This window comes from Methylocystis rosea (assembly GCF_003855495.1).
Lineage (GTDB): Bacteria > Pseudomonadota > Alphaproteobacteria > Rhizobiales > Beijerinckiaceae > Methylocystis > Methylocystis rosea_A.
On record NZ_CP034086.1, the window covers coordinates 577720 to 601941 of the forward strand.

Below are 24222 nucleotides of genomic sequence, written 5' to 3' on the forward strand. Positions count from 1 at the left end.
ACGCGCCCGCCCGTCAGCGGCGGTTCGCAGTTTTAGCGCCATGATTTAAGTTAAGCGCGATGACGAACGATCTCCCGACTCAACCTGCCGCCGCGCTCGTGCTGTTTTCCGGCGGGCAGGATTCCACGACCTGCCTCGCCTGGGCGCTGTCGCGCTTCGAGCGCGTCGAGACGGTCGGATTCGATTACGGCCAGCGCCACCGCGTCGAGCTCTCGCGCCGCGCGGGGCTACGCGACGGCCTTATTCGCCTCTCGCCGCTTTGGGCCGAGCGGCTCGGCGAAGATCGCACGATTTCGATCGAAGCGCTCGGCGCGATTTCCGAGACGGCGTTGACGCGCCACGCGGAGATCGCCTTCGCCGCCGACGGGCTTCCCAACACATTCGTTCCGGGGCGCAATCTGCTGTTTCTGACCTTCGCCGCGGCGCTCGCCTATCGCCGCGGCGTCGCCGATCTCGTCGGCGGCATGTGCGAGACCGACTATTCGGGCTATCCCGATTGCCGCGACCAGACGATCCGCGCCATGGCGCAGGCGCTCAGTCTCGGCATGGACCGCAGCATCGCCATCCATACGCCGCTGATGTGGATCGACAAGGCGGCGACCTGGCGACTGGCGGAATCGCTCGGCGGCGAAGCGCTGGTGCGGCTCATCGTCGAAGAAACCCACACCTGCTATCTCGGCGAGAGGGGCCGCCGCTTCGACTGGGGCTATGGCTGCGGCGAATGCCCCGCCTGCAAGCTGCGCGCGCATGGCTGGGAGAACTATCGCGCCGGACAGACGAGCGCGGCGGCCGAGACCTTCTGATCTTCGAGTGTGGCGTCGAGGCCACAGTCGGCGCTGACCTGCTCACGCTGAGCGACAGCGTATTGACACGGCTCAGTCCGCCTCGGATATGTTATGTTATAACATTATTAGCGAGAGCGGGCGTCCATGAGGAAGAGCGTTTTGGTCGGCGCAGCGGCCGGCGGCGCCGTCGTCGGGATTTTCAGCAGCGTTGCGAGCGCCTTGGCTCAGCAGGCCTTGCCGCCGATTGAAGTCGGCTCCGTGAGTCCGATCAAGCGCGCCAAGATCGTCTCCGCGCCACAGACTCCCCCAGCGCCCGGCGGGCGCAACCGCAGCGTCGCCGGCCCGAGCGGAGCCGAGCCGCGCGAACCGGCCGTGGCGCCGCAAGGCGTCCTTCCCATCGTCGCCGATCAGTTCGCGACGGTCACGGTCGTCACCAATGAAGAGCTGCGGCGCTCGCCGGGCGCGACGCTTGGCGACGTGCTCTTCGCCAAGCCGGGCGTCACTGGATCGACCTTCGCGCCCGGCGCGGCGAGCCGTCCCATCGTGCGCGGCCTCGACAACTATCGGGTGCGCATCCAGGAAAATGGCGTCAGCAACAGCGGCGTCTCGGAGCTTGGCGAGGACCACGCCGTACCGCTCGATCCCGTCGCCGCGAGCCAGGTCGAGGTGGTGCGCGGCCCCGCGACGCTGCGCTGGGGGTCGCAAGCGATCGGCGGCGTCGTCAACGTCGAAAACAACCGCATTCCCACGGCCTTGCCGTGTCGTCTTGCGTTCATCCCGACGGCCGAGACGGAGGGTTGCTCGGTCATCGAGACTCGCGGCGCGGTGATGACCGTCGACAATGGGTTGGAAAACGCGACGCTGCTCGACGTTGGCCGAGGCAATGTCGCCTTCCACATGGATGTCCATGGCCGCCGCAGCAGCGACTACCTTATTCCCGGCTATCCTTATCTTTTTCTGCCGGATCCGCCGCCGCCGGTGTTCGGACGCCAGCCCAATTCGTCAATGCGCTCGGCCGGCGGTTCGGTCGGCGGCTCCTATTTCTTCGACGGCGGCTTCGTCGGCGTCGCGGTGACGCAGTTCAACTCGCGCTATCGCATCCCCGGCATCGAGCCGACGGAGACCAATACGCGCATCGAACTTCGCCAGACGCGCGTGACGACCAAGGGCGAGTTCCGTCCGCAGTCGGCCTATATCGAAGCGGTCCGCTTCTGGGCGGGTCTGACCGACTACAAGCACCATGAACTCGCCAATGAGGGGGGCTTCGACGGCGTTCAGCAGACCTTCACCAACAAGGATCTCGAGGCGCGGGTCGAAACGCAGCTTCGCCCGGTCGATTTGTCCTTCGCGACTCTGACCAGCGCCTTCGGCGTGCAGGGCATGCATCAGATCCTGACCTCGCCCGGACGCGAGGGCGGGCTCTTCGACCCCAATCGGACGCGAAGCGTCGCCGGCTATTGGTTCAATGAATTCAGACTGACCGACACGTCGAGAATGCAGCTGGCCGGACGCATCGAACACGCGACCGTCTCCGGCGCATTTCCCGAACTCCTGGTCTCCGGCGCTTTTCCCGAACCCCTCGCTGATCCGGCGCTGCAAGTCGCCCGCATGAGAAATTTCACGCCAAAGAGCGGGGCCTTTGGGTTCCTCCAGGATCTGCCGCAAGGCGTCGTCGCCAGCCTGACCGCCCAATATGTCGAACGCGCGCCGCGCGCGCCCGAGCTCTTTTCGCGCGGGATCCATGAAGCGACGGGGACGTTCGACATCGGCAATCCGAATCTTCGAATTGAAGGGGCGAAGACCATCGAAATCGGCCTGCGCCGCCCAGTCGGTCCATTCCGTTTCGAGGCGACAGCCTACCTCACGCGCTTCGATGGATTTATCTTTCGCAATCTCACCGGCGCGGTCTGCGAGGAAGACATTGCGAGCTGCGCCTTGGAAGGCGAGGGCGATCTGCGCGAGGCGATCTATTCGCAGCGCAATGCGCTCTTCCGGGGCGGCGAGTTTCAAAGCCAACTCGACGTCGCGCCGCTGGCAGGCGGCGTTTTTGGGGCGGAGCAGCAGTTTGACGTGGTGCGGGCGACATTCGTGGGCGGCGGCAACGTCCCCCGCATCCCGCCCGTTCGGCTCGGCGGCGGATTGTTCTGGCGAGATTCGAATTGGCTGCTGCGGATCAATTTTTTGCACGCCTTCGCGCAGCGCAACATCGACCTGACCAATGAAACGCCAACGAAGGGCTATAATCTGCTGAAGGCCGAAATCAGCTACCGCATGCTGCTCGATCCGGGCGATCCGCTGAGCCGCGAATTGCGGCTGGGACTCGTCGGCGACAATCTCCTCAACGAGGACATCCGCAACAGCGTCTCTTTCCGCAAGGATGAGGTGCTGCTCCCGGGCGCGAATCTGCGGTTTTTCGCGAATGCGCGGTTTTGAGCGCCTAAGGCAGAGCGATCGGGTAAAGGGCTTCCTCATCCTGAGGAGCGTGCGCAGCACGCGTCTCGAAGGACGAGGAAGCCCGTTTTCGCGTATTTTCCTCACCCTCGTCCTTCGAGACGCCGCCTTCGATCTCGGGCCTGCCCGAGATCGACATTAAATCCGCAAGTCGGGTAAACCCCGACTTGCGGGCGGCTCCTCAGGATGAGGGTGAGGTAAACAATCCTTCACCCTAGTGCCTTGGCGCCTGAGGCGTTTCGGCTTGATCGCCGGGGCGAAATAGGGCATAGGCGGGGCCAACGAAGCGCTGGGCGTATCCCGGCCAGTTCACTATTGCCGGGGTGAGATCGATGAAAGTCCGCAACTCTTTGAAATCTCTGCGTTCGCGCCATCGCGCCAACCAGATCGTGCGCCGCAAAGGCCGCGTCTACATCATCAACAAGGTCCAAAAGCGCTATAAGGCTCGCCAAGGCTGAGTTCCGCCACGCCTGTTGATCCAGACGCATGAAGAGGGCCGGAGCGTCAGCTCGCGGCCCTTTTGCACTTCTAAATCGCGTGCCGCCGCGTTAGACGCCGCCGTCTTCCGCAACGCCCATGAGCGCCAGCACATGCGCGTTGACGCTGCGGCTGAGAGCGTCGACGTCATAGCCGCCTTCGAGCATTGAGACGATGCGGCCGCCGCAACGACGGTCGGCGATGTCCATCAGCCGTTTGGTCGCATCGCCGAAGTCCGTCTCGCGGAGCCGCAGGCCGCCGAGCGGATCCCGCTCATGGGCGTCGAAGCCCGCTGAAATCAGGATCAGATCTGGCGCGAAATCGCGCACCCGCGGCAGGATTCGGTCGGCGAGCGCTTCGCCAAAGGCGTCCCCGGTCGAACCGGCGAGGAGCGGCGCATTGACGATGTTGTCATGGTTGCCGGTTTCGTTGCGCCCGCCCGTGCCTGGATAAAAGGGCGCCTGATGCGTCGAGCAGAACAGCACCTTGTCGTCGGCCCAGAAAATCTCTTGCGTGCCATTGCCGTGATGGACGTCGAAGTCGACGATCGCCACCCGTTCCGCCCCATGCGCCGCCAGCGCGTGGCGCGCGGCCACGGCGACATTATTGACGAAGCAAAACCCCATCGGATTGTGCGCGCCGGCGTGATGCCCTGGCGGGCGGACGGCGACGAAGACGTTGTCGGCGCGTCCCGACATGACTTCGTCCACTGCCGCGACGGCGCCGCCGGCGGCGCGCCACACCGCTTCGATCGTTTGCGGACACATCAGCGTATCGCTATCGAGCGCCGAATAGCCTTCGTGCGGCGCGGCGCGCTCGAGGGCGGCAAGATAGGATTGCGGATGGACGCGTTGCAGGGATTCCGCATGCGCTTCGGGCGCATTCATCCGGGTCAGGGACGCGAATCGCGCGTGCTCCAATCCGCGCTGGATCGCCCGCAACCGTTCCGGCGCTTCAGGATGGCCCGGACCCATCTCATGAAGAAGCCCGCATTCATGTGTGATGAGGAGGGTTTTCAATGCTGCGACGCAATCCAAGCGGGCGACGCTACGCCAGTCAACGCAAGGATTTTCGGCCTTCCGCGGCCTCCTGTCCATGAAAAAGAAACAGTAAAGCTCAAGCGCGGGGCCGCGCCGGTTAGCGTGGCGCCGGCGCAACAGTAAGGGAATAATTCGGAAGACGTGATCCCAGCGCCAAAGTTCATGATAAGAAAATCGTAACAACTGTTTTGCGGCGGAAAGGAGTGCCTGAAATGAGTTTCAGATATGTGACAGCGGCGTCAGCGCTTCTCGCTGTCTTTTTGGCGGGTTGCAACGGGGGGACGCCTCTTCCCGATCCGAGGCTTAACGGCCGCGACGCTGAATTCATGGCGCTTGCTCCCAAGGCCGGGGTGAGTTCGCAATATGAACGCTACCTCGTCGATTATAAGACGAATGAGCCCGTCGGTTCGATCATCGTCGATAACCGCTCGAAATTTCTTTACTATGTCTTGCCGGGCGGAAAGGCCGTGCGCTACGGCGTCGCCACCGGTCAGGACGCGATGGCCTTCACCGGCCGGGCCTATGTCGGCGGCATGCAGGAATGGCCGCGGTGGATCCCGCCAAAAGACATGCTCGAGCGTTGGCCGCATCTCCAGCCGACGGCGGACGCCGGCGGTCTGCCGGGCGGTCCCGACAATCCGCTCGGCTCGCGCGCGCTCTACCTCTATCAGAACGGCAGGGATACGCTCTATCGTATCCATGGCACCAATGAGCCGGACAAGATCGGACAGGCCGTATCCTCGGGCTGCATCCGCATGCGCGACATCGATGCGATCGATCTTTACAACCGCGTGAAGGTCGGCACCAAGGTCGTCGTCCTCTAAGGCTTCGCCCGTTTATCAAGCTTCCTGCGACGCCCTCCGCCCAGCGCGCGAGGGCGTCGTCTTTTTTGCCATAGGCTTCCGGGCGCAGTCGCTCCGCGCGCGCCCGAGTAGACCGAGGTTTTTCGACGCCCCGCCCCGGCATTCGCCCGTGTGCGCTCTCGCACGGCGCCTTGGTAAAGCGGACCTTAATGTCGCGGATGTTCGCAGGGTGCGGGCGATCGAAGAGGGGGATTGGTTATGCGTCCGACGACAAGCATGGGCTGCTTAGTCCTGGTGGTCAGCATTCTCTTGCTGGAAGTCGCCGGCGCGGGCGCTTACCTCGCGTCGTCGGCGCAAGCGAAACCCTCGGACCCTTGCTACGGCTATGCGATTTGCCAGTAAAAATTTTCATTTCTGTCGCGCAAATCGTGGAACGCGCGCGCGACATTTGCGTTTCTGTTCTGAAAGGCCGGCGTGCCCAAAATCAATGCTCGAAAGAGCGGAGACTCGGAGCGCCGCGCCTTTCAAGTTTTTATAACTGTTGCAGCGAGAGGCGGAAGGCTGGGCCTGTCATGCGCAATTTGGTTTTGTACGTTTTGATGCTGTTCCTGTTCGCGGCAGGCGTTGCAAGCGCCACGACCATTCTCTCCGGACCGTCGCCTAACGGCGACGATTTTTGCTTTGGATATGCAATCTGCGAATAATCAGGCGGACCGTTTCTGACGCGCCAGTTCGCGCATGCGCGCGATGCTGCGCGTCAGCGAGCCTGCTTCAACGCCGATGAACGCTTCTATTCGCCCGCACATCGCGTCGGCGGCCTCATAGGCGCGTTGCTTGAACGGCGCGACCAGTCTGGCCGCCCAGGCGCGAATCTCGAGGACAATTGAATAGATCTGACGGAACCGGTCGATCTGCATCAGCTTGTCCCGGCAGATGTCGAAAAGAAACGACATGACGCCGAGCGCCAGCGTTTTGGCGAGAAGGATCGCCAAAAGTCCCGTGAACACATGACCATGCGCGATTAACTCAAAACCAACCAGCTTGGCCGGGATAATCGCGAACGCTGGCGTGATAAATATCGCCAATGTTTTTAGGGGCGTAAGCGTCGCGACGAAGTCCTTGAACTGCTGCTCGTAACGTTCAAGCCCAAGCGCGCGTCCAAGATCGTGCAGCCATTCGCTGAAATGATCCCACAGCCAGGTTTCGACCAGAAAGAGGACGGCGAGCGTGAACCAGAACGCCTCCCTCAGGCGTTGCTTCCAATTTTCCATACGTCTTCCTCTCGCATGCGGCGGGCGCTAGCGCCAGCGCGCGGCGGGAATCACGACGGCGACATGGACCGCCAGCTCAAATGTGGATGGCGCGTTTGGCGACGGCGAAGGCCGCCTCGCGAATCGCCTCCGAGAGCGTCGGATGGGCGTGGCAGGTGCGCGCGAGATCTTCCGCCGAGCCGGAAAATTCCATCAGCACGGCAGCTTCAGCGATCAATTCGCCGGCCGCGGCGCCAACAATATGGACCCCGAGCACCCGGTCGGTCGCCGCGTCGGCGATGATCTTCACGAAACCGTCGGTCGCGCGCATCGCGCGCGCGCGGCCATTGGCGGTAAAGGGGAATTTGCCGATCGCGACCTCGATCCCTCCGGATTTGGCCTCTTCCTCGGTGATGCCGACCGCCGCGACTTCCGGCATCGTGTAGACGACGCTGGGAATGACGCCGTAATTCACATGCCCCGCCTGTCCCGCAAGGATTTCGGCGACGGCGATGCCTTCGTCCTCAGCCTTATGGGCGAGCATCGGCCCGCGCACCACGTCGCCGATCGCGTAGACTCCCGGAACATTGGTCGCGAAACCTTCGTCGATGACGATGCGGCCGCGCTCCATGGCGACGCCGGCGTCCTCGAGTCCGAGGCCCTGCGTGAAGGGGATGCGGCCCGTGGCGATGAGCACGGCGTCGGCCTCGATCGTGTCGGATGTCGCGCCATCGACCGACGAATAGGAGACGACAGCGCGCTCAGCCTTGCCGGTTCCTTCGCGCCGCACGCCTGTCACCTTGGAGGCGAGGCGAAATTCGAAGCCCTGTTTTTCGAGGATCTTCTGAAAGCGTGCGGCGATCTCGAGATCGAAGCCCGGTAGAATGCGATCGAGATATTCGATCGCAATCACTTCCGTTCCCAGCCGCCGCCAGACCGATCCAAGCTCGAGTCCGATGACGCCCGCGCCGACGACGACCAGCCGCTTCGGCGTCTTCCCCAGGGCCAAGGCGCCGGTCGACGAAAGGATCAGCTTTTCGTCGACCGCAATCTCCGCGCCGGAGGCGTCGCGCAGCGGCGCGACGGCCGAGCCGGTGGCGAGAACAATGTTCTTCGTTTCCAGCGTCTGAACCGCGCCGTCCGCGCTCGCGACCTCGACTTGCCCGGCGCCTTTCAGCCGGCCGACGCCGCGAAACGACTCGATCTTGTGTTTTCTAAACAAGAAGGCGACGCCATTGACGTTCGCGCCAACCGTGTCGTCCTTGTGCTTCATCATCGCCGCAAGATCGAGGCGCGGCGGATCGACGATGACGCCAAGCGGCGCCAATCCATGCGCGGCTTCTTCGAACATATGTGAAGCGTGGAGCAGCGCCTTCGACGGAATGCAGCCGACATTGAGGCATGTGCCGCCAAACGTCGAATCCTTCTCGACAACGGCCGTCTTCAATCCAAGTTGCGCCGCGCGGATCGCGCATACGTAACCGCCTGGACCGGATCCGATCACGATAAGATCGTAGGTCATGTCATCCGCAATTCAAATATGGGGCCGCTTCCAAGATCCGTTCTTAGATGAACGCATCCGAGATGAACTTCGGCTAAACGCCGCCCTCGGAAATCAGCCGGCGGCCCAGACGTAGATGAGCGTTGCGACGAGGCCGAGCGCGGTTTGACCCAGCTCCAGGCGACCCCAAAGGTCGATGACCTTGCGTGCTTCGTGCGCCGCGTCGGCCTGGATCAGCGCCAGGATGCGATTGTTGAGCGGCACGATGGCGAGATAGGTGTAGGGCCAGGTCGCAATCGCGATGAGCGCGCCGAAAAGCCATCTGACGTCATCGAGCTCGCGATAGGCGATGAAGCCCAAGAGGGCGGCAAGCGCGGCAAAACTTGCGAGCACAATGAAGCCGCGGTGATCGGAGGGCTCCCACTCCTTGATCAGCGCGTCGTCAGTGAGCGCAAGCCGCGCCGGCTGTTCGACGTAATTGACATAAAGCGAGGCGCCGGTGAAAGCGCCAGCCGTCGCGAGCGCAAGCGAACCAATAATCATTCAAGCGTCCTTTGGCGGTCGGCATGACGCGGCGTTCCTGGCGAATCGACCCCGACCGCCGACCCGCCGCCATTGTCTCTTAAGCTGACTCGATCGCTTCCTCGTCGCAGACGACGCGGGAGTTGCTCTCGGCTTCAGCGGCGACGTCGATTTTCACCGCCTTCACCGCATCCTGCTCTTTTCGGCGATCGGTGAAATGGTCGAAGAACACCCTCATGGCGCGATCGACGCCATAGGGATTGATGCGTCTCGTATCCTCCCGATAGAACATCGGCACGTTGGGGGAAACCGTGGCGAGATCGTAGGATGGGAGATAGGCGATGTTCGGCCTGGCCCGGACCACCTCGTCGGCGGCGGCGCGCAAAATTGCCTTGACGGCGCAGTTCGACTCAATGACGTGCCGGTCTTCATAGGTCGCGATAATGCCGACCGGCGACACGCTCAACACGATGCGAACCTTTGGATTGACCTCGCGAATGCGGTCGACGGCGGCCATGAAGTCGCGCACGACTTCGCTGACGGTCATATTGTAGAACTCATAGACGCTCGGATCCCAGGCGCCGCCGGCGACGCCCGGCGCAAGCTGCAGGATCGCGCCGTCGGGCTTGTGGCGCCAGGTCTCGGTATGGCCGAATGTGAAAACGAAGACGTCCATCGTCTCAAGCATGTGGCGGACCGCGGCGAGATGCCGCTCGCGATCGGCGCGCATGTCGTCGACAGTCGCGTATCCGTCGGGCTCGATGCGCGGCCGGAACGGATCGACGACGCGGCCGTCCTCCGGCCGGTTCCAGTGATCGAGCTGCGGCGTGAAACGTCCATAGGCGCGTTCGATCAATTGCAGCAGCTGCGCGGTCGTGTAGAGATTGCCGTAGCGGCAGGAATACATTGAGTAGTTGCGGCGCAGCGCCTCATCCGCGGACATGCCCGCCGGCGGCTGCTCGGCGAGGTAATAATGGAATCCGCTCGCCTGCAGGCCCATGGCGATCTCCTGCGCGAAGCAGCTGCCGCCCGTCGCGACTTTGTCCTGCGGCGAAATCTTGAAAGGCGTGCGAATGATCGGATCGAGCGCGAAGGGCGGCAGCGAGGTCACCGCCTTGCGCCAAAAGCGATGGTCGGGTAGGGAGCTATAGGGGTTCTCCGCCATGGTCGCACTCCTTTCTGATCCGGCCGATGGTCGCGGATCGAGCTTTTCCCGCGTCGTTCGCGAGCCGCCCTCTGGCGTCGCAACATAAACGGCGCCCGACCGCTTGTCACCCGGCGGCGCCGCTGAGAACGCCCGCGCCGTCGCCAATCCATGAAAGACCGCATGTTAACGCAGGTTGACAGACAGATTCTAAAATCCTGGCGGCAATACGCCGTCGAGCCGCGGCTCGCGAAGATCACCGGCCGCGTCATGCGCAACACCGGGCCGCGGATCGCCATCATCGGCAATTGCCAGAGTTTCGGCGTCGCCTATGCGATGAAAGTGCTCGATCCGAGCGCGACCGTCGACCATTTTTCGATGATCGCCCGCGCCCGCTCGACGATGGGCCTCTTCGCCAAGACGCTGGAGACTTACGACTACGTCTTCTCGCATGACTTTCTTGACGGTCATGTGCGCGGCGGCGGTTCAGAAGAATTATGCAAGCGCCTGCCGAAGACGATGATCTTTCCTGCGATCACCTTTGCGGCCTTTCATCCCGATCTCGTCTATATTCACGATCTGTCGCGCATGCACGGTTTCGTTTGCGGGCCGATCGGTCCCTACCATTCGGCGATCGCACTTTTCGCCTATCGCAAAGGCTTGTCGGTCGAGATGGCGAACGCGCTCTTCAACGAGAACGTCTTTGACGCGCTCGGCTATTTCGACATGTGGAACGACGCGTCGCGCGAACTGGTCGATGGTACGCGCGACAGATATGGCCTCGATCTTTCGGCCGAGCTGATGAACTGGTCGCGCCGCGGCGTCTTCATGTACAGCACCGTGCATCCGATGAGCTTTGTGCTGTTCGATCTCTCCAAGAAACTGTTCGAGACGGTCGGACTGAAGCCGCGGACGGTGAATTTCAACTATTACGCCATTCATGATCTCGCGCGCAGCGAGATCTTCCCGATCTATCCATCAATCGCGAAGCGATATGGGGCGCAGGGCGGCTATATGTTCAAGCTGCAGAACCACCATATATCGACGACGGTAGGCGATTTCCTGACGTTGCCGCAGTACATCGCGTCCTGCTACAAGATCTATAGCGGCCACGATCCCTCGCAGCTTAGCAATCCGCGCGTCGACGCATGGCTCGCCGACGAGGCGACGAGCGGATTGCTGATGAGGTTGGCGCGCGAGAATTTCGTCGCGGGCCTCACGCCTACGCTGTAAGCTGCTTGCGTCATTCCGGACGCGCGCAAAGCGCGCGATCGGGAGCAAGACCAGCGCGCTTGGATCGGTCTGGATTCCCGGTCAGCCCTTTGGCCTGCCGGGAATGACACGGCCCAAATGCACCGATATCCGTACTATTTCCAGCGCGTGTCGAATTTCGCGAGATTGAACGGCGGCTTATAGGGATGCAGCGGATTTTCGCCGCTGAACGGCTTCACCACGGTGAGAATGCGCTCGCGATGTTTCAGGGGCGGGAAGCCTGAAGGATCCAGCGCCCCCGTGAAGCCGAAAAGATGCGCCGGATCGACATTGACCTTGAACGCCGGCGGCGGACGCATCCAGCTCTGCGCGACGACATCCATATAGGTTGTCTTCAGCATGTGGTTGAGGCCCCACTGCGTCGGCACGAAGCACGACTTCGACGAATCCGACATGTCCCAATAAAAAGTGTCGGGTCGCAATTCGAGCGTCGCGTCGCCTTCGAAAATCGCGATTGATCCTTCGTGCATGAGATGCCGCACTTCGGCGAATCCCGCGAAGGGGTCGACAAGGTGGTAGTAGACGCCGAGACAGATGATGATGTCGAAGGTCTCATTGAGCTTCGAGGCTTCGTAGATCGAAACGTTCTGATTGATCTCGACGTTGGATTTCAAAAGCTTCTTGGCGAGGCGCAGCCCCGCGCCGCTCGCCCAGTTCTGGCTCACGTCGTCGGTGGCGACAACGCGCTTGGCGCCCCGCCGCTCGGCGTAAAAGCTCCAGAAACCGTCCCAGCAGCCGATTTCGAGCACGCTCTTGCCGGCGAAATCGATCTTGTCGAGCTCGCTCTCGATGAAGCGCCAGATGCGGCGGTGATCGTCGGCTTGCGACACGCTGAGGGCGCGCAGCCCGTTTCCGAAATCGAACTCATGATACCAATGAATGGCGTCAATTTCTTTTTGCAGCGCTTCGCGCGAGGCTGCGTCCTGCACGTCCATCGAATGTTCCTTGGATGATTGGGTCGGGCGCGCGAAAGCGCCCAGTCTAATCGCGGCGAGGGCGCAGAGTTTGCCTTTATTCCGCGCTCCACGCAAGGCGAGGACGCGTCGTCGCTAAACCGTCGACACTCTCCATGTCGGCCGCGAATGCGCGAATGCGCGGCGCAATCTCGTCGCGAAAGCGCGAGCCGTTGAAGACGCCGTAATGGCCGACGCCTTTCTGCACATAATGGCGTTTCCGGGCGGCAGGAATATTGGCGCAGAGATCCAGCGCGGCTTCGGTCTGGCCGACGCCGGAAATGTCGTCTTTTTCACCCTCGACCGCAAAGAGCGCGGTGCGGCTGATTGCTTTGAGGTCGATGAGATTGTCCCGGTGGCGCAACAGGCCGAGCGGCACCTCGTGGCGGACGAAGATGCGATCCACGGTTTGCAGATAGAATTCTGCCGTCAGATCCATGACCGCGAGATATTCGTCGTAAAAATCGCGGTGTTTTTCGGCGGAGTCGCCGTCCCCCTCGACGAGATGGTTGAACATTTCGAAATGGGCCGAGACATGGCGCTCGAAATTCATCGACATGAAGCCGGAGAGCTGCAGAAAGCCCGGATAGACTTGGCGTCCCATGCCCGCGTGCGGAAACGGCACGGTGTGAATGCAATGGCTGCGGAACCAATCCATTCCGCGCTGCTGCGCCAGCTTGTTGACAGCCGTCGGATTCACCCTTGTGTCGATGGGGCCGCCGACCAGCACCATGGATTCGGGGACGTCAGGATCATTGTCCGCCTCCATGGCGGCGATCGCGCAGATGAGCGGCACCGAGGCCTGACAGACGCCTAGCGTATGCAAGGGCGTTTCAGGACCGTTCATGGCAAGGAAACGCATGATTTCGCTGAGATAATCGATGTAATCATCGAGGTCGAACGAGCCGTCGACGAGCGGCACCGTGCGTGCGTCGCTCCAATCCGTGATGTAGACGTCGTAGGTCGGCAGGAACGCCTCGACCGTGCCGCGCAGCAGCGTGGCGTAGTGGCCGGACATCGGCGCGACAATCAGCAATTTCGACTGTCGGGGTGCCGGACCAGTAAACAGCCGCTTGAAATGCAGCAGGCCGCAAAACGGACGGCTCCAGACAACCTCCTCGACGATCTCGACCTCGGCGCCGTCGACAACCGTCGTGTCCAGGCCGAACAAGGGTTTGCCGTAGCGGCGGGTCATGCGCTCGAACAGTTCCGCCGAGGCGGCGACGTTGCGGCCGAACGACGTGTGATGCAGCGGATTGAGCGGATTCTTCATCGCGTGCAACATCGCGTCCGTCGCCGCCCGCGCCGGCGCGAAAGCCAAGTGCAACATTTCGTAGAGCTGGTACGACATACGGTCCATTTTTACGCTTCTCCCCGCCACCCCCGTCGCAGCCGCCGCGCTGCGTTCATGCTGCACCGCACAATCTAACTAATAACACATTCAAGATGGGCAACATTAGAAATCTGGCGAGCAGAGCTGTGGCGCCATGGACCTGAAAATTTGCAGTTCTGTCATACTCTCGCAGCCAAGGCCCCGACTGCAAGCGAAAACCAGAGCGTGGCGACTGAAATCTCATAGAGCGCCAAAGCGCGGCGAATATCCGCCGCATTGGCCTCGCGCCTGCCGTCGCCCAGACTCGCGCCCTCCACCGCTTCAGCCCCGCCGTAGGATCGGGGACCGCCGAGCTTGAGGCCAAGAGCGCCGGCAGCCGCGGCTTCGGGCCAGCCGGCGTTGGGAGAGGCGTGCTTTGGCGCATCACGCCAGGCCGCCGCCAGGGCCTTGGCCGGAGAGGCGTCCTTCATCGCCAAGGCGCCGATCGCCAGCAGGCCCGCAGCCGCGCGCGCGGGGAGAACATTCATCAGATCGTCGCAGCGGGCCGCGGCCCAGCCGAAGGCGAGATAGCGCGCCGACTTATGGCCGATCATGCTGTCGGCGGTGTTGACCATCTTATAAGCCAGCGCGCCTGGCAGGCCGAAGAACGCGAGCCAGAGCGCCGGCGCGACGACGCCGTCGGAGAAATTCTCGGCAAGGCTCTCGATGGCGGCGCGGGCGACGCCGGATTGATCGAGCGCCGATACGTCGCGTCCGACGATTTTCGCCACCGCCGCCCGGCCGTCTTCCACCGAAATCGCCAGAGCCTCCGCGACCGCGGCGACATGCGCATGCAGGCTGCGCTGCGCCAGAAGGCTGGATGCAACGACAGCGAGCGCCATCCAGCCGAGCGGAAGCGCGAGCGCCGCGCGTTCGATCAGCGCGCCGCTCCCAACGGCGATGACAAGAAGCGCCACGAGAGCGACGGCGCCTTTCGACCGCCGAAGCGCGAAGGTATCGCCCTCACGGTTCAGCCCTCGGTCGAGCGCGGCGATCAGCGCGCCCATCCAGGTCACCGGATGGCCGATCCTGCGAAAAATCGCGTCCGGATAGCCGGCGCCCGCCTCGATGGCGAGCGCCAGAAGCGCAACGCCGAAATTCACCGTCCAAAAAGCGCGGTGATCGAGGCTTTGGCCAGCGCATTCTGATTGATGGTGAAGCCGGCGACGGCGGTGCGGCCATGCGCGGCGTCGCCGAGCTTTTCGGTCTTGAGCGCGTAGACGGTGAAAACGTAACGGTGCGGCTTGCCGGGCGGCGGGCAGGGGCCGCCATAGGCCTTGTCGCCAAAGTCCGTCTCCAGTTGCTGCGCGCCTGACGGCAGGTTTTTTCCCGAAGCGTCGCCGGCGCCCCGCTTCAAGCCGCGCGCGTCGGCCGGAATGTCGACGACGAGCCAGTGCCAGAAGCCGGCGCCGCCCGTCGGCGCATCGGGGTCATGCACAAGGACGGCGAAACTCTTCGTTCCCGGAGGCGGGTCGCTCCAATTGAGCTCCGGCGAGAGATTCTCACCGGTGCAGCTCATGGAATCATAGACATGCTTCATGTCGATCGTCTTGCCTTCGGCGATGTCGGGGCTTGTGAGCTCGAACGCCTGGGCGCCGCGCGAGTCGGCGGCGGCCAGCGCAATGAGACCGAGAAAGGATGAAACGCTGCGCAACATGTAAGCGTGCTCCTCAAATCTGGAAATCGCCGCATCTTTAGCGGATCGGCGCGCCGGTGTCGCGCGCTCGCGCTTCGCGGTAAAGAGGGCGCATGAGCGATGCGGGAAGTGGGCGTCCTTTGCGCCGCGGCTGGACGACGGGCGCCTGCGCGACCGCCGCGACGCGCGCCGCCTTCGAGGCGCTGATGACGGACGCGCCGCCTCCCGATCCGGTCGAGATCGCGTTGCCGTCGGGAAAGCGCGTCGCCTTCGCGCTGGCGACCTTTGAACGCGGCGAGGATTTCGCCCGCGCCGGCGTGGTTAAGGACGCCGGCGACGATCCGGACGTCACCCACGGCGCCCTGATATGCGCGCAAGTGCGCCGCGGCGCTCCCGGCGCGGGCGTGCGGTTTTTCGCGGGCGAGGGCGTCGGCGTCGTGACGCGCCCGGGGCTTCCGCTGGCGCCCGGCGAGCCGGCGATCAATCCCACGCCCCGTAAGATGATGGTTGAAACGATCATCGAGGCGAGCGCGAAGATCGGGGTCGGCGCGGACGCCGACATCGAAATTTCGGTCCCCGGCGGCGAGGAATTGGCCAAGCACACGCTCAACGGCCGACTGGGGATCATCGGCGGACTCTCCATTCTCGGCACGACCGGCATCGTTACGCCCTTTTCCTGCGCCGCCTGGATCGACAGCATCCATCGCGGCGTCGATGTGGCGCGCGCCAGCGGCCTGACCCATGTCGCCGGCACAACGGGCTCGACCTCCGAGGCGGCGGTGAAGCGGCTTCATGATCTGCCGGAGACGTCCCTCATTGAAATGGGCGATTTTGTCGGCGGACTGTTGAAATATCTTCGCACCCATCCGGTCGCGCGCGTCACGATCGGCGGCGGCTTCGCCAAGATGACCAAGCTCGCGCAAGGGCGGCTCGATCTGCATTCGGGGCGCTCGAGCGTGGATTTTGCGCGGCTCGCTAACATCGCGCGCGAGGTCGGCGCGGGCGAAGAGATTGCCGCGCTCATCGAGCGCGCCAACAGCGCGCTCGAAGCTTTGCAGATCGGACAAAGCGCCGGAATCGATCTTTCGGCGCCGGTCGCGCGCGCCGCGTGGAAAACCGCGGCGCGCGCTCTGGATACGGCGGACAGCGAATTGGAGATCATCATATTCGACCGCGAGGGCGCTCTGCTCGCCCGCACGCCGTTCCAAAGAGCCCAGACATGAGCGAAAATCCGCATCTTACCCTTGTGCTCGGCGGCGCGCGTTCAGGCAAAAGCGCATATGCGGAGAGTCTCATCGTCACGCATCCGTCGCCCTGGACCTATATTGCGACGGCGGACATTCTGGATGAGGAAATGCGCGCGCGCGTCGACGCGCATCGCGCAAGACGCGGCGAGGACTGGCGCACGGTCGAAGCGGCGCAGGCGCTCGTCGACGCGATTCGCGAGGCGCCGGTCGATGGACCGTTGCTGATCGACTGTCTCACGCTCTGGCTGAGCAATCGGCTGCTTGGCGGCGCCGATCTTTCACGCGATCGCGCCGCGCTTGTTGATGCGTTGTCATCACGTTCGGCGGCGACTGTCGCCGTCTCGTCCGAGGTTGGTTTGTCCATCGTGCCCGACAATGCGCTGGCGCGTTGTTTTCGGGATGCGGCAGGCGAATTGCATCAGGCTATTTCCCGGAGTGCGGGACGGGTCGTCCTCGTCGTCGCAGGCAATCCGCTGACGGTTAAGGGGCCGCCGATCATGTGATCATTTCCCCCCTCGCCGCTAAAGCTTCGCTACACAATTTTAGAGGAGAAGTTCATGTTTATTCCTTTGCGCAGATTACACATCGCCGTCGCCGTGACGTGCTGTCTTGCAGCCGACGCCGCGTCGGGCGCCGAGCGCCTGCCGGCTTACGGCGCTAATCTGTCCGAGACCTCCGTGTCGGGGCTGTCATCGGGCGCGGCGATGGCTTTGCAATTCCATGTGGCGCATTCCGGCGTTGTCAAAGGCGCGGGGATCGTCGCCGGCGTGCCTTACGACTGCGCGGAGCAGAGCTCGAATCGCGCGACCAGCAATTGCATGAAGCCGGATGCCGCCCATCCTGTTCCGGATCCGGCGCATCTTAAGGACATCACCGATTCGCTCGCACGCTCCGGCGCCATAGACGACGTCGCCAATTTGAACGATGCGCGGGTCTGGCTGTTTTCCGGTCGCAAGGATGAGGTGGTGCATCCGGTCGTGATGGATGCGGCGCGCGATTATTACGCGTTTTATGTGCCGCCGGATCGCATCGCCTTTCGAAACGATATCGGCGCGGGTCACGCCATGGTGACCGAGGACTATGGCGACAAGGAATGCGGCGTGAACAAGGCTCCGTTCATCGTCGATTGCGACTTCGACGCCGCGAAAGCCATGCTCGAACAGATTTACGGGCCGCTCAACCCGCCGAGCGCGCAGCCCGCCGGAAAATATGTCGAGTTCGATCAGAAGGAATTTTTGCCCGACGGCAATCCCTACAATCACAGTTTAAGCGATGTCGGCTACGCCTATGTGCCGCATGTCTGCGCGCTGGAGACGTGCCGCGTGCATGTCGCCCTGCATGGCTGCAAACAGCAGGCCGCCGAAGTTGGCGACGCGTTCTACAAACACGCCGGCTACAATCGCTGGGCGGATACGAACCACATCATCGTCGTCTATCCGCAAACCATCAGCCGCTGGGGCTGGGGCTGGCCGTTCTATACGTTGAACTTCGTGTTGAACCCCAACGCTTGCTGGGACTGGTGGGGCTATGACAGCGCCGAGCACCACACCAAGAAAGGTCCGCAGATCGCCGCCATTCGCGCGATCGTGGACCGGCTCGCGACGAAGCCGTGAGGCTTAGCGCTCCATGTCGTGTTTGTGCTCATCATTGCGCATGCGGGAGATGGCGATTGTTGTGACAATTTGGGTGTGGCTTTTGGCGTCGTTCGCTATCGGAATAATAGCCAAATTGCGAATTAGGGCGCGTCATTTGCACACGAGCGACTGCCCGAAACAAATTGAAATCAATTGGCCTCAGTCCGGCTGAGGAAGTAGCCCCATATGCTAGGCGCGGCTCGGAAATGTCGGACGTCACTGCGTTCGCTCGACCCCGGACGGCGTGGATAAAAAAGGGGTAAGGATATGAAAAGATCGCTCGGCGCGCTCATTGCATTTAGCGCGATTTCAGTGGGCGCACAGGCGGCGGACTTGCCTTCCCATAAATCTTCGCCGCCGCCGTACTTGATTGCGCCACCTCCGCTTTGGACCGGCTTCTATGTTGGCGCAAACCTCGGAGGAGGAGTGCCGAATAGGGGAGCCGGCGGCGTAATCGGCGGCGGTCAGCTGGGTTACAATTACCAATTTTCGCGGCTGTTTGTTGCCGGCCTTGAAACCGATATCCAAGGATCAAGCATGAGTGGCGTGCATTGGTTTGGAACGGTTCGGGGACGCTTGGGCACAACTGTAATTAATCCAACATTGCTCGTTTATGGGACCGGAGGATTCGCCTATGGCGGAAGCGGCGGCGCGGGGGCAGGCTGGACCGCCGGCGGCGGCGTTGAATGGGCTTTCGCTCCGAAATGGTCCGCGAAGGTTGAATACCTCTATGTCCGCCTTTCTCAGAACGAAGATTTTGGGCCACGTCGACATGGCGACCAGGGTTTCAACGTCGTGCGAGCGGGACTCAACTATCGCTTCGATCCTTATGCATTTCTAAGCCCGCCAAATGCCTTCTAAGCGTTCCCAAGGGTCGCAGACATTCCACGGATACGCTGAGCCGACTGGCGTTGTTCATCACCATAGCGCGTTCCTTTCTATCAAGCGTGAAGGCAGACATCATGTGTAACAATGGTGTGTCGTCTCGACGGCGCCAACGGCTGACCTCGACGGCGGGAGCACTGGCATTTGCTATTTGTTGTAGCGAATTGGCCGCGCTCGCCGGCGTCGTCTCAGTTGCGTCGGCGACTTTCGCACAAGCGGAGCCTGGTTGGGGACCGCCGCCTCCGGGGCCCGGCTGGGGACCGCCGCCTCCGCCCCCAGACTCGTGGGGACCACGTCGCAGACGATGGCGTCGATTGCCGCCACCGCCACCGCCACCACCACCTCCTCCTCCGCCTTTTTTTTGACGAATGGCAGGTCCGATCGTCAGGACGGACGCCAGCGCCGAATGCGAGGCGAGTGTCGATAAGCTTCACTAAAGCGCGGATTGCCGTCGCGTTCGAGGTGAACCCGTGCCGTTGTCCGAAACGATCACGCTCGGGCGACCGCGCCTCGTGATCAACGCCAAACGATGGACGATTCGCTCACATGGCTTCTTGAACTTCTGAGGTGTCGTCGCCTGTAAACCAAGAAATGTCGTCGCCATCGCCCTCATCCGACCCCGCGTCGCGGGGCCACCCTTCCGCTTCACGGGAGAAGGGAGCGCCTTACGCGCCCGCCGCTTTCAGCCCCTTCTCCAGATCGGCGATGATGTCGTCGATGTGCTCGATGCCGATCGAAAGCCGCACATAGCCGGGCGTCACGCCCGATGCGAGCTGCGCTTCTTCGGCGAGCTGCGAATGCGTCGTCGTCGCCGGATGGATGGCGAGGCTGCGCGCGTCGCCGATATTGGCGACGTGATAGAACATCTGCAGCGCGTCGATGAATCTGCGGCCGGCGTCGAGACCGCCCTTCAGCTCGAAGCCGAGCAGCGCGCCATAGCCGCCTTTCAGATAGGCGTCGGCGCGCCGGCGTATCTCGCCCGTCTGCTGCGAAGGATGAATGACCCGCGTCACTTCGCTGCGCTTGCTCAAGAAGTCGACGACCTTCTGCGTGTTCTGCACATGGCGCTCCATGCGCAGCGTCACCGTCTCGACACCCTGCAGCGTGAGAAAAGCGTTGAACGGCGAGGGCGCCGGACCGAGATCGCGCAACAGCGTCGCGCGCGCCTTGATGATGTAGGCCACGGGGCCGATCGGCTTGACCGCCTCAACCCAGACGGCGCCATGATAGCTCGGATCAGGCGTATTCAGCGCCGGCTGACGCTGCGGAAATTTTTCCCAGTCGAAATTGCCGGAGTCGATGATGGCGCCGCCGATCGACGTGCCGTGGCCGCCAAGATATTTCGTGGTCGAATAAACGACGATCGCCGCGCCATGATCGATCGGCCGGCAGAGAATCGGCGCCGCGGTGTTGTCCATGATCAGCGGAACCCCGAGCTCCCGGCCGATCGCCGCGACTTCGGCGATGGGAAACACGGTGAGTTTGGGATTGGGCAGAGTCTCGGCGTAATAGGCGCGCGTGCGCGCGTCCGTCGCGCGGCGGAAATTTTCCGGATCCGCCGGATCGACGAAGCGCACGTCGAGGCCCTGATCCTTCAGCGTATTGGCGAAGAGGTTCCAAGTGCCGCCGTAAAGATCGGTGGACGAGACGACATTGTCGCCGACGCGCGCGAGATTTTGAATCGAGAGCGCCGACGCCGCCTGTCCGGAAGCCAGCGCCAGGGCGGCGACGCCGCCTTCGAGCGCCGCGAGCCGCGCCTCCAACACGCCGGTCGTCGGGTTGCCGATGCGCGTATAGATATGGCCAAGCTCATTGAGCGCAAAAAGATTGGCGGCGTGCTCGGTGTCGTGAAACTGATAGGAGGTCGTTTGATAAATCGGAACGGCGACGGCGCCGTTGGTTTCATCAGCGCGCCAGCCGGCGTGGAGCGCAATCGTTTCGGCGTGCTTGCTGTCGACGGCCATCATCTTCCTCCTGGCGTGAGCGTAAGCTGAATACGGCAAAGCCTACGCGAGCGCTACATGGCGAGTGTCACGCCATTGCTAGTTTTGTTCCCTCCTCCATTTACCCGCGGGGCGAATGTCGCGCATTGGCGCCCCTCCAAGGAGTTCGACATGAAGACAGGATTAGCCGTCGTCGGAAGCCTCGCCCTCGCCTTTCTGGCGCCTGCGGCGTTGGCCGAGGAACAGCAGCAGGAGCAACGGGAACAGCTGCAGCAAACGCAGCAACAGCCGCCAGATCAGCAGTCTCAGCAATCGCAGGAGCAGGGCGTGACATCGGGACCGGCGGCCGGAAGTCCGGTCGAGCCATCGGGCGCCGTGCAGAAGGACAATCCGAAAGCGGTTGATGTCAACGAAAGCGGTTTGGCGGGGTCGAGTGGAACCTCCGCCGGCTCGCCGGGCGTGGAGGGAAAGAAAGGAACACAGAGCGGCCAGGAATGGGCTCCGCCCGAAGAGATCCGGCGCAAGAAGGGGCCAAGCTCTTAACGTCAGTCCGAGTGCTGCGACCGGCGTAAAAAACGCCGGTCAGGACTCGCGGCGTATGATCGATCGGCGGCTTCGACGCATGGGCTCAGCGTCATGAGAGTCGCCGATCGCTGTTCGACATGTATGCGATCGAACATGCAGCGTGGCGTTATTCCTTGAGTCGAAGGAGTCGCCGATTATAATCCGCCGCGGCCATAAATGAGCGCAACCCCGCGACTCGGGCTTACTCCAAAGGGGAAATCGCCATATGAAAAAACTACTGCTGTTGACGGCCGCAATCGCTGCGGGCGCAATGTTCGGCGCGCCCGTCCGCGCCGAAGATCAAAGCGAAGCGCCCGCTGCGGTGAGCGAAGCGCCCGCCGAAACGGCGGCCCCCAGCGCTCCCGCCGAAACCAGCCCGCCGGCCGCCGAGAGCAAACCCGTTATTCCCCCCGATTCGGAGTGGGTGCATCCCACCAAATGACTTTCTTCGCTGCATTTCCCGCTCTCGGGAAATGCAGCGGCTCTACTCAGCATCGTTACACGAAATCCTTCGCGTCATTGAATGCACGCGCGGCGCAGGCGAGCGCGAAAGCATATTCCAGCGCCGTGTCTTCAAGCGCTTCGAAACGGCCCGAGGCGCCGGCGTGGCCCGCGCCCATATGGGTGAACAGCAACACGGGTCCGCCGCCGCTCATCGTCACGCGCAGCTTCGCGACCCATTTGAGCGGCTCCCAGTAGGTGACCCGAGGATCGGTCACGCCAGCGACGGCGAGAATCGGCGGATAGTGTTGCGCGCGCACATTGTCGTAAGGCGAATAGGACGCGAGGCGATCAAAGGCTTCGGCGCTGGCGATCGGGTTGCCCCATTCCAGCCATTCTGGTGGCGTCAGCGGAAGATCGTCGCGCAGCATCGTATTCAGCGTGTCGACGAAAGGCACGCTGGCGATGATGCCGGCGAACAGCTCCGGCGCCTCGTTGGCGACGGCGCCCATCAGCAGACCGCCCGCCGACCCTCCCTGCGCGACGACGCCGCCTTCGCGCGTGTAGCCGGCCGAAACCAGATGCCGCGCGCAATCGATGAAGTCCAAGAAGCTGTTTTGCTTCTTCTCGAGCTTGCCGTCTTCATACCAGCGCCAGCCCTTGTCGGTTCCACCGCGAATATGGGCGCGCGCATAGACAAAGCCTCGATCGACGAGCGAGAGCGCGTCTTCGCTAAAGCTCGCTGAGAGCGCATAGCCATAGGCGCCATAGCCATAGAGGAGCAGCGGCGCGCCGTCTCCGCCAGGCGTGAAGTCGGCGCGATGCAGGAGCGTGATCGGCACGCTTTCGCCGTCGCGCGCCGTCGCGAACAGGCGCCGCGTCACATAAGTCTTCGGATCGTGTCCGGAGGGAATTTCCTGGCGCTTGCGCAGGACGCGCGTGCGCGCAGTCATGTCGTAGTCATAAGTCTCGTCTGGCGTCGTCATCGACGAATAGACGAAGCGCAGAATGTCGGTGTCGAATTCAAGTCCCGGATCAATCGACAGCGCATAGGCTTCCTCCTCGAAGTGAATCGCATGTTCCTCGCCGCTGGAGAGCGCGCGGATGACGAGTTTCGGCAAGGAGTTTTCCCGAAGCAGCCAGACAAGATAACGCGCATAAACGGTGAACGAGTCGATCAAGACGCCGTGGCGATGGTGAACGACGTCCTTCCAATTCTCGCGGCCCGGCTCTGCGAGCGGCGCGACGGAAATGCGGAAATCATCGGCGCCGTCAGCGTTGTTGCGGATGTAGAGAAGGTCGCCATGCGGCTCGACGTCATAGCGCAGGCGCGGCTCGCGCGGCGCCACGATGCGCGGCGTCGGATTGTCTTCGCGAAGGTCGATCAGCCAACATTCCGTCGCGTCATGGCCGTGGATGGACACAATGGCGAAACGCCTGCAGCGGCTTTCATGCAGGCTGACGAACCAGGCGCTGTCGGTTTCCTCGATGATCAGCGCGTCGTCGGCGGGATCGGCGTCCACTTCGTGTCGAAAGACCTGCGCGGTGCGATGGTTCTCGTCGATCAGCACATAATAGTAGGCTTTCGAATTGGCCTGCCAGACAATGACGCCGTCGCTGTCGCTCACGACGTCGGCGCGGTCGAGGCCATCGCTCAACGCCCTGGTGCGGATGTCGAATAGCTCCGAACCGGCGTCATCGACGCTCCAGGCAAGCTGCGCGTGATCGGGCGCATGCGCCGCGTCGCCGATATCGAAGAAATCGTGGCCTTTGGCGAGCGCCTCGCCATCGAGCAGCACGCTTTCCGCCCCGCCGTCTCGCGGCGTCCGGCAGTATAGCGGATGTTCCGCGCCCTCATGGAAGCGTTCGTAATAGGCGTAAGGCCCGTCCGGCTCGGGAACCTCGCTGTCATCCTCCTTGATGCGGCCGCGCATCTCGGCCACCAGCGCCCTGCGCAAATTCTTGAGCGGCGCCATGACGCCATCGCAGTAAGCGTTTTCCGCCTCGATCAGCTCGGCGATGTCGTCGGGAAGCGCATCCGGGTCGCGCAGCACCTCGCGCCAGTTTTTCGCCGCGAGCCAGTCGTAGGGATCATCGAGCACGCGGCCATGGATGACCCTGCGCGTGTGGCGCTGCGCGGCGTGAGGCGCTGTGGCGCCTGTAAGATCAAACCGCCAATCCGATGTCTTCGCCGTCGTATCGCGGGCCATGTCGTCCTCCGCCGATTGCTTTCGAGGCTTTTATCACTGCTTGCAGCGCCGCGCAGAGATCTCTCGGGCGGATTGAGAGCGAAGCAATTTGT

At 62.7% G+C, this 24222-nt stretch carries 23 protein-coding genes; 12 read left to right on the forward strand and 11 right to left on the reverse strand.

Annotation, left to right across the window (positions count from 1 at the left end; genetic code table 11):
- Positions 1–59: 59 nt before the first annotated feature.
- From queC to ykgO, 3 genes are all read left to right on the forward strand, one after another.
- The gene (gene queC, locus EHO51_RS02685) at positions 60–803 is read left to right on the forward strand and encodes a 7-cyano-7-deazaguanine synthase QueC (RefSeq protein ID WP_124737590.1); all 744 of its coding nucleotides are present in this window, start codon (positions 60–62) and stop codon (positions 801–803) included.
- Positions 804–929: 126 nt separating this feature from the next.
- Positions 930–3218, forward strand: a complete 2289-nt coding sequence (locus EHO51_RS02690) for a TonB-dependent receptor (RefSeq protein ID WP_124737591.1) — start codon at positions 930–932, stop codon at positions 3216–3218.
- Between the two features lie 350 nt (positions 3219–3568).
- The gene (gene ykgO, locus EHO51_RS02695; RefSeq protein ID WP_018407448.1) at positions 3569–3694 is read left to right on the forward strand and encodes a type B 50S ribosomal protein L36; all 126 of its coding nucleotides are present in this window, start codon (positions 3569–3571) and stop codon (positions 3692–3694) included.
- A gap of 90 nt (positions 3695–3784) precedes the next feature.
- On the opposite strand, the gene EHO51_RS02700 is transcribed toward ykgO, so the two are convergent.
- Positions 3785–4687 (reverse strand): histone deacetylase family protein, encoded by a 903-nt coding sequence (locus EHO51_RS02700; RefSeq protein ID WP_124740015.1) that lies wholly within the window; start codon positions 4685–4687, stop codon positions 3785–3787.
- A 278-nt stretch (positions 4688–4965) separates the two neighbouring features.
- Between EHO51_RS02700 and EHO51_RS02705 the strand changes: the two genes are divergently transcribed.
- Entirely contained in the window at positions 4966–5577 is a 612-nt protein-coding gene (locus tag EHO51_RS02705) for a L,D-transpeptidase (protein ID WP_018407451.1), read from the forward strand.
- Positions 5578–5814: 237 nt separating this feature from the next.
- Positions 5815–5958, forward strand: a complete 144-nt coding sequence (locus EHO51_RS20440; protein WP_018407452.1) for a hypothetical protein — start codon at positions 5815–5817, stop codon at positions 5956–5958.
- A 302-nt stretch (positions 5959–6260) separates the two neighbouring features.
- Here EHO51_RS20440 and EHO51_RS02710 read toward each other — a convergent pair whose 3' ends face one another.
- The 4 genes from EHO51_RS02710 to EHO51_RS02725 all read right to left on the reverse strand — a co-directional run bounded on the left by EHO51_RS02710 (position 6261) and on the right by EHO51_RS02725 (position 9994).
- A complete protein-coding gene (locus tag EHO51_RS02710; RefSeq protein ID WP_124737592.1) occupies positions 6261–6827 on the reverse strand; it encodes a hypothetical protein in 567 nt (188 codons plus the stop codon).
- 76 nt (positions 6828–6903) lie between these two features.
- Positions 6904–8328 carry a dihydrolipoyl dehydrogenase gene (gene lpdA, locus EHO51_RS02715; RefSeq protein WP_124737593.1) on the reverse strand — a complete coding sequence of 475 codons (1425 nt, stop codon included), beginning with the start codon at positions 8326–8328 and terminating at the stop codon, positions 6904–6906.
- 93 nt (positions 8329–8421) lie between these two features.
- On the reverse strand, positions 8422–8850 hold the full coding sequence (locus EHO51_RS02720; RefSeq protein ID WP_124737594.1) for a DUF1772 domain-containing protein: 429 nt from the start codon (positions 8848–8850) through the stop codon (positions 8422–8424).
- A gap of 79 nt (positions 8851–8929) precedes the next feature.
- The gene (locus EHO51_RS02725; RefSeq protein ID WP_124737595.1) at positions 8930–9994 is read right to left on the reverse strand and encodes a GSCFA domain-containing protein; all 1065 of its coding nucleotides are present in this window, start codon (positions 9992–9994) and stop codon (positions 8930–8932) included.
- 162 nt (positions 9995–10156) lie between these two features.
- Between EHO51_RS02725 and EHO51_RS02730 the strand changes: the two genes are divergently transcribed.
- Positions 10157–11206 carry a WcbI family polysaccharide biosynthesis putative acetyltransferase gene (locus EHO51_RS02730; protein ID WP_124737596.1) on the forward strand — a complete coding sequence of 350 codons (1050 nt, stop codon included), beginning with the start codon at positions 10157–10159 and terminating at the stop codon, positions 11204–11206.
- Between the two features lie 134 nt (positions 11207–11340).
- Here the strand turns inward: EHO51_RS02730 and EHO51_RS02735 are convergent, their stop codons facing one another.
- The 4 genes from EHO51_RS02735 to EHO51_RS02750 all read right to left on the reverse strand — a co-directional run bounded on the left by EHO51_RS02735 (position 11341) and on the right by EHO51_RS02750 (position 15227).
- Positions 11341–12180, reverse strand: a complete 840-nt coding sequence (locus EHO51_RS02735) for a class I SAM-dependent methyltransferase (protein ID WP_124737597.1) — start codon at positions 12178–12180, stop codon at positions 11341–11343.
- Positions 12181–12256: 76 nt separating this feature from the next.
- The gene (locus tag EHO51_RS02740) at positions 12257–13558 is read right to left on the reverse strand and encodes a polyhydroxyalkanoate depolymerase (RefSeq protein WP_124737598.1); all 1302 of its coding nucleotides are present in this window, start codon (positions 13556–13558) and stop codon (positions 12257–12259) included.
- A 152-nt stretch (positions 13559–13710) separates the two neighbouring features.
- Complete coding sequence (gene cbiB / locus EHO51_RS02745; protein WP_124737599.1) at positions 13711–14673, reverse strand: adenosylcobinamide-phosphate synthase CbiB; 963 nt, start codon at positions 14671–14673, stop codon at positions 13711–13713.
- The gene (locus EHO51_RS02750) at positions 14670–15227 is read right to left on the reverse strand and encodes a YbhB/YbcL family Raf kinase inhibitor-like protein (RefSeq protein WP_124737600.1); all 558 of its coding nucleotides are present in this window, start codon (positions 15225–15227) and stop codon (positions 14670–14672) included. Before EHO51_RS02750 ends, cbiB begins: the two co-directional genes overlap by 4 nt.
- 92 nt (positions 15228–15319) lie before the next feature.
- Between EHO51_RS02750 and EHO51_RS02755 the strand changes: the two genes are divergently transcribed.
- From EHO51_RS02755 to EHO51_RS02770, 4 genes are all read left to right on the forward strand, one after another.
- Positions 15320–16429 carry a cobalt-precorrin-5B (C(1))-methyltransferase gene (locus EHO51_RS02755; RefSeq protein WP_124737601.1) on the forward strand — a complete coding sequence of 370 codons (1110 nt, stop codon included), beginning with the start codon at positions 15320–15322 and terminating at the stop codon, positions 16427–16429.
- On the forward strand, positions 16426–16956 hold the full coding sequence (cobU, locus tag EHO51_RS02760; protein ID WP_124737602.1) for a bifunctional adenosylcobinamide kinase/adenosylcobinamide-phosphate guanylyltransferase: 531 nt from the start codon (positions 16426–16428) through the stop codon (positions 16954–16956). Before EHO51_RS02755 ends, cobU begins: the two co-directional genes overlap by 4 nt.
- A 54-nt stretch (positions 16957–17010) precedes the next feature.
- The gene (locus EHO51_RS02765) at positions 17011–18066 is read left to right on the forward strand and encodes an extracellular catalytic domain type 2 short-chain-length polyhydroxyalkanoate depolymerase (RefSeq protein WP_124737603.1); all 1056 of its coding nucleotides are present in this window, start codon (positions 17011–17013) and stop codon (positions 18064–18066) included.
- 288 nt (positions 18067–18354) lie between these two features.
- Positions 18355–18948 (forward strand): outer membrane protein, encoded by a 594-nt coding sequence (locus tag EHO51_RS02770; RefSeq protein WP_124737604.1) that lies wholly within the window; start codon positions 18355–18357, stop codon positions 18946–18948.
- A 689-nt stretch (positions 18949–19637) separates the two neighbouring features.
- Here the strand turns inward: EHO51_RS02770 and EHO51_RS02780 are convergent.
- Positions 19638–20936: an O-acetylhomoserine aminocarboxypropyltransferase/cysteine synthase family protein gene (locus EHO51_RS02780; protein ID WP_124740016.1), complete on the reverse strand. Its 1299-nt coding sequence runs from the start codon at positions 20934–20936 to the stop codon at positions 19638–19640.
- 150 nt (positions 20937–21086) lie between these two features.
- On the opposite strand from EHO51_RS02780, the gene EHO51_RS02785 reads away from it, so the two are divergent.
- Both EHO51_RS02785 and EHO51_RS02790 read left to right on the forward strand, forming a co-directional pair.
- A complete protein-coding gene (locus EHO51_RS02785) occupies positions 21087–21458 on the forward strand; it encodes a hypothetical protein (RefSeq protein ID WP_124737606.1) in 372 nt (123 codons plus the stop codon).
- A 247-nt stretch (positions 21459–21705) separates the two neighbouring features.
- Entirely contained in the window at positions 21706–21921 is a 216-nt protein-coding gene (locus EHO51_RS02790; RefSeq protein ID WP_124737607.1) for a hypothetical protein, read from the forward strand.
- A gap of 55 nt (positions 21922–21976) precedes the next feature.
- Here EHO51_RS02790 and EHO51_RS02795 read toward each other — a convergent pair whose 3' ends face one another.
- A complete protein-coding gene (locus tag EHO51_RS02795; RefSeq protein WP_124737608.1) occupies positions 21977–24130 on the reverse strand; it encodes a S9 family peptidase in 2154 nt (717 codons plus the stop codon).
- Positions 24131–24222: the final 92 nt, after the last annotated feature.

Coding starts and splice junctions, on each gene's coding strand:
- queC (WP_124737590.1), top strand. CDS start 60: ATGACGAACGATCTCCCGACTCAACCTGCCGCCGCGCTCGTGCTGTTT.
- EHO51_RS02690 (WP_124737591.1), top strand. CDS start 930: ATGAGGAAGAGCGTTTTGGTCGGCGCAGCGGCCGGCGGCGCCGTCGTC.
- ykgO (WP_018407448.1), top strand. CDS start 3,569: ATGAAAGTCCGCAACTCTTTGAAATCTCTGCGTTCGCGCCATCGCGCC.
- EHO51_RS02700 (WP_124740015.1), bottom strand. CDS start 4,687: ATGGGTCCGGGCCATCCTGAAGCGCCGGAACGGTTGCGGGCGATCCAG.
- EHO51_RS02705 (WP_018407451.1), top strand. CDS start 4,966: ATGAGTTTCAGATATGTGACAGCGGCGTCAGCGCTTCTCGCTGTCTTT.
- EHO51_RS20440 (WP_018407452.1), top strand. CDS start 5,815: ATGCGTCCGACGACAAGCATGGGCTGCTTAGTCCTGGTGGTCAGCATT.
- EHO51_RS02710 (WP_124737592.1), bottom strand. CDS start 6,827: ATGGAAAATTGGAAGCAACGCCTGAGGGAGGCGTTCTGGTTCACGCTC.
- lpdA (WP_124737593.1), bottom strand. CDS start 8,328: ATGACCTACGATCTTATCGTGATCGGATCCGGTCCAGGCGGTTACGTA.
- EHO51_RS02720 (WP_124737594.1), bottom strand. CDS start 8,850: ATGATTATTGGTTCGCTTGCGCTCGCGACGGCTGGCGCTTTCACCGGC.
- EHO51_RS02725 (WP_124737595.1), bottom strand. CDS start 9,994: ATGGCGGAGAACCCCTATAGCTCCCTACCCGACCATCGCTTTTGGCGC.
- EHO51_RS02730 (WP_124737596.1), top strand. CDS start 10,157: ATGTTAACGCAGGTTGACAGACAGATTCTAAAATCCTGGCGGCAATAC.
- EHO51_RS02735 (WP_124737597.1), bottom strand. CDS start 12,180: ATGGACGTGCAGGACGCAGCCTCGCGCGAAGCGCTGCAAAAAGAAATT.
- EHO51_RS02740 (WP_124737598.1), bottom strand. CDS start 13,558: ATGGACCGTATGTCGTACCAGCTCTACGAAATGTTGCACTTGGCTTTC.
- EHO51_RS02750 (WP_124737600.1), bottom strand. CDS start 15,227: ATGTTGCGCAGCGTTTCATCCTTTCTCGGTCTCATTGCGCTGGCCGCC.
- EHO51_RS02755 (WP_124737601.1), top strand. CDS start 15,320: ATGAGCGATGCGGGAAGTGGGCGTCCTTTGCGCCGCGGCTGGACGACG.
- cobU (WP_124737602.1), top strand. CDS start 16,426: ATGAGCGAAAATCCGCATCTTACCCTTGTGCTCGGCGGCGCGCGTTCA.
- EHO51_RS02765 (WP_124737603.1), top strand. CDS start 17,011: ATGTTTATTCCTTTGCGCAGATTACACATCGCCGTCGCCGTGACGTGC.
- EHO51_RS02770 (WP_124737604.1), top strand. CDS start 18,355: ATGAAAAGATCGCTCGGCGCGCTCATTGCATTTAGCGCGATTTCAGTG.
- EHO51_RS02780 (WP_124740016.1), bottom strand. CDS start 20,936: ATGGCCGTCGACAGCAAGCACGCCGAAACGATTGCGCTCCACGCCGGC.
- EHO51_RS02785 (WP_124737606.1), top strand. CDS start 21,087: ATGAAGACAGGATTAGCCGTCGTCGGAAGCCTCGCCCTCGCCTTTCTG.
- EHO51_RS02790 (WP_124737607.1), top strand. CDS start 21,706: ATGAAAAAACTACTGCTGTTGACGGCCGCAATCGCTGCGGGCGCAATG.
- EHO51_RS02795 (WP_124737608.1), bottom strand. CDS start 24,130: ATGGCCCGCGATACGACGGCGAAGACATCGGATTGGCGGTTTGATCTT.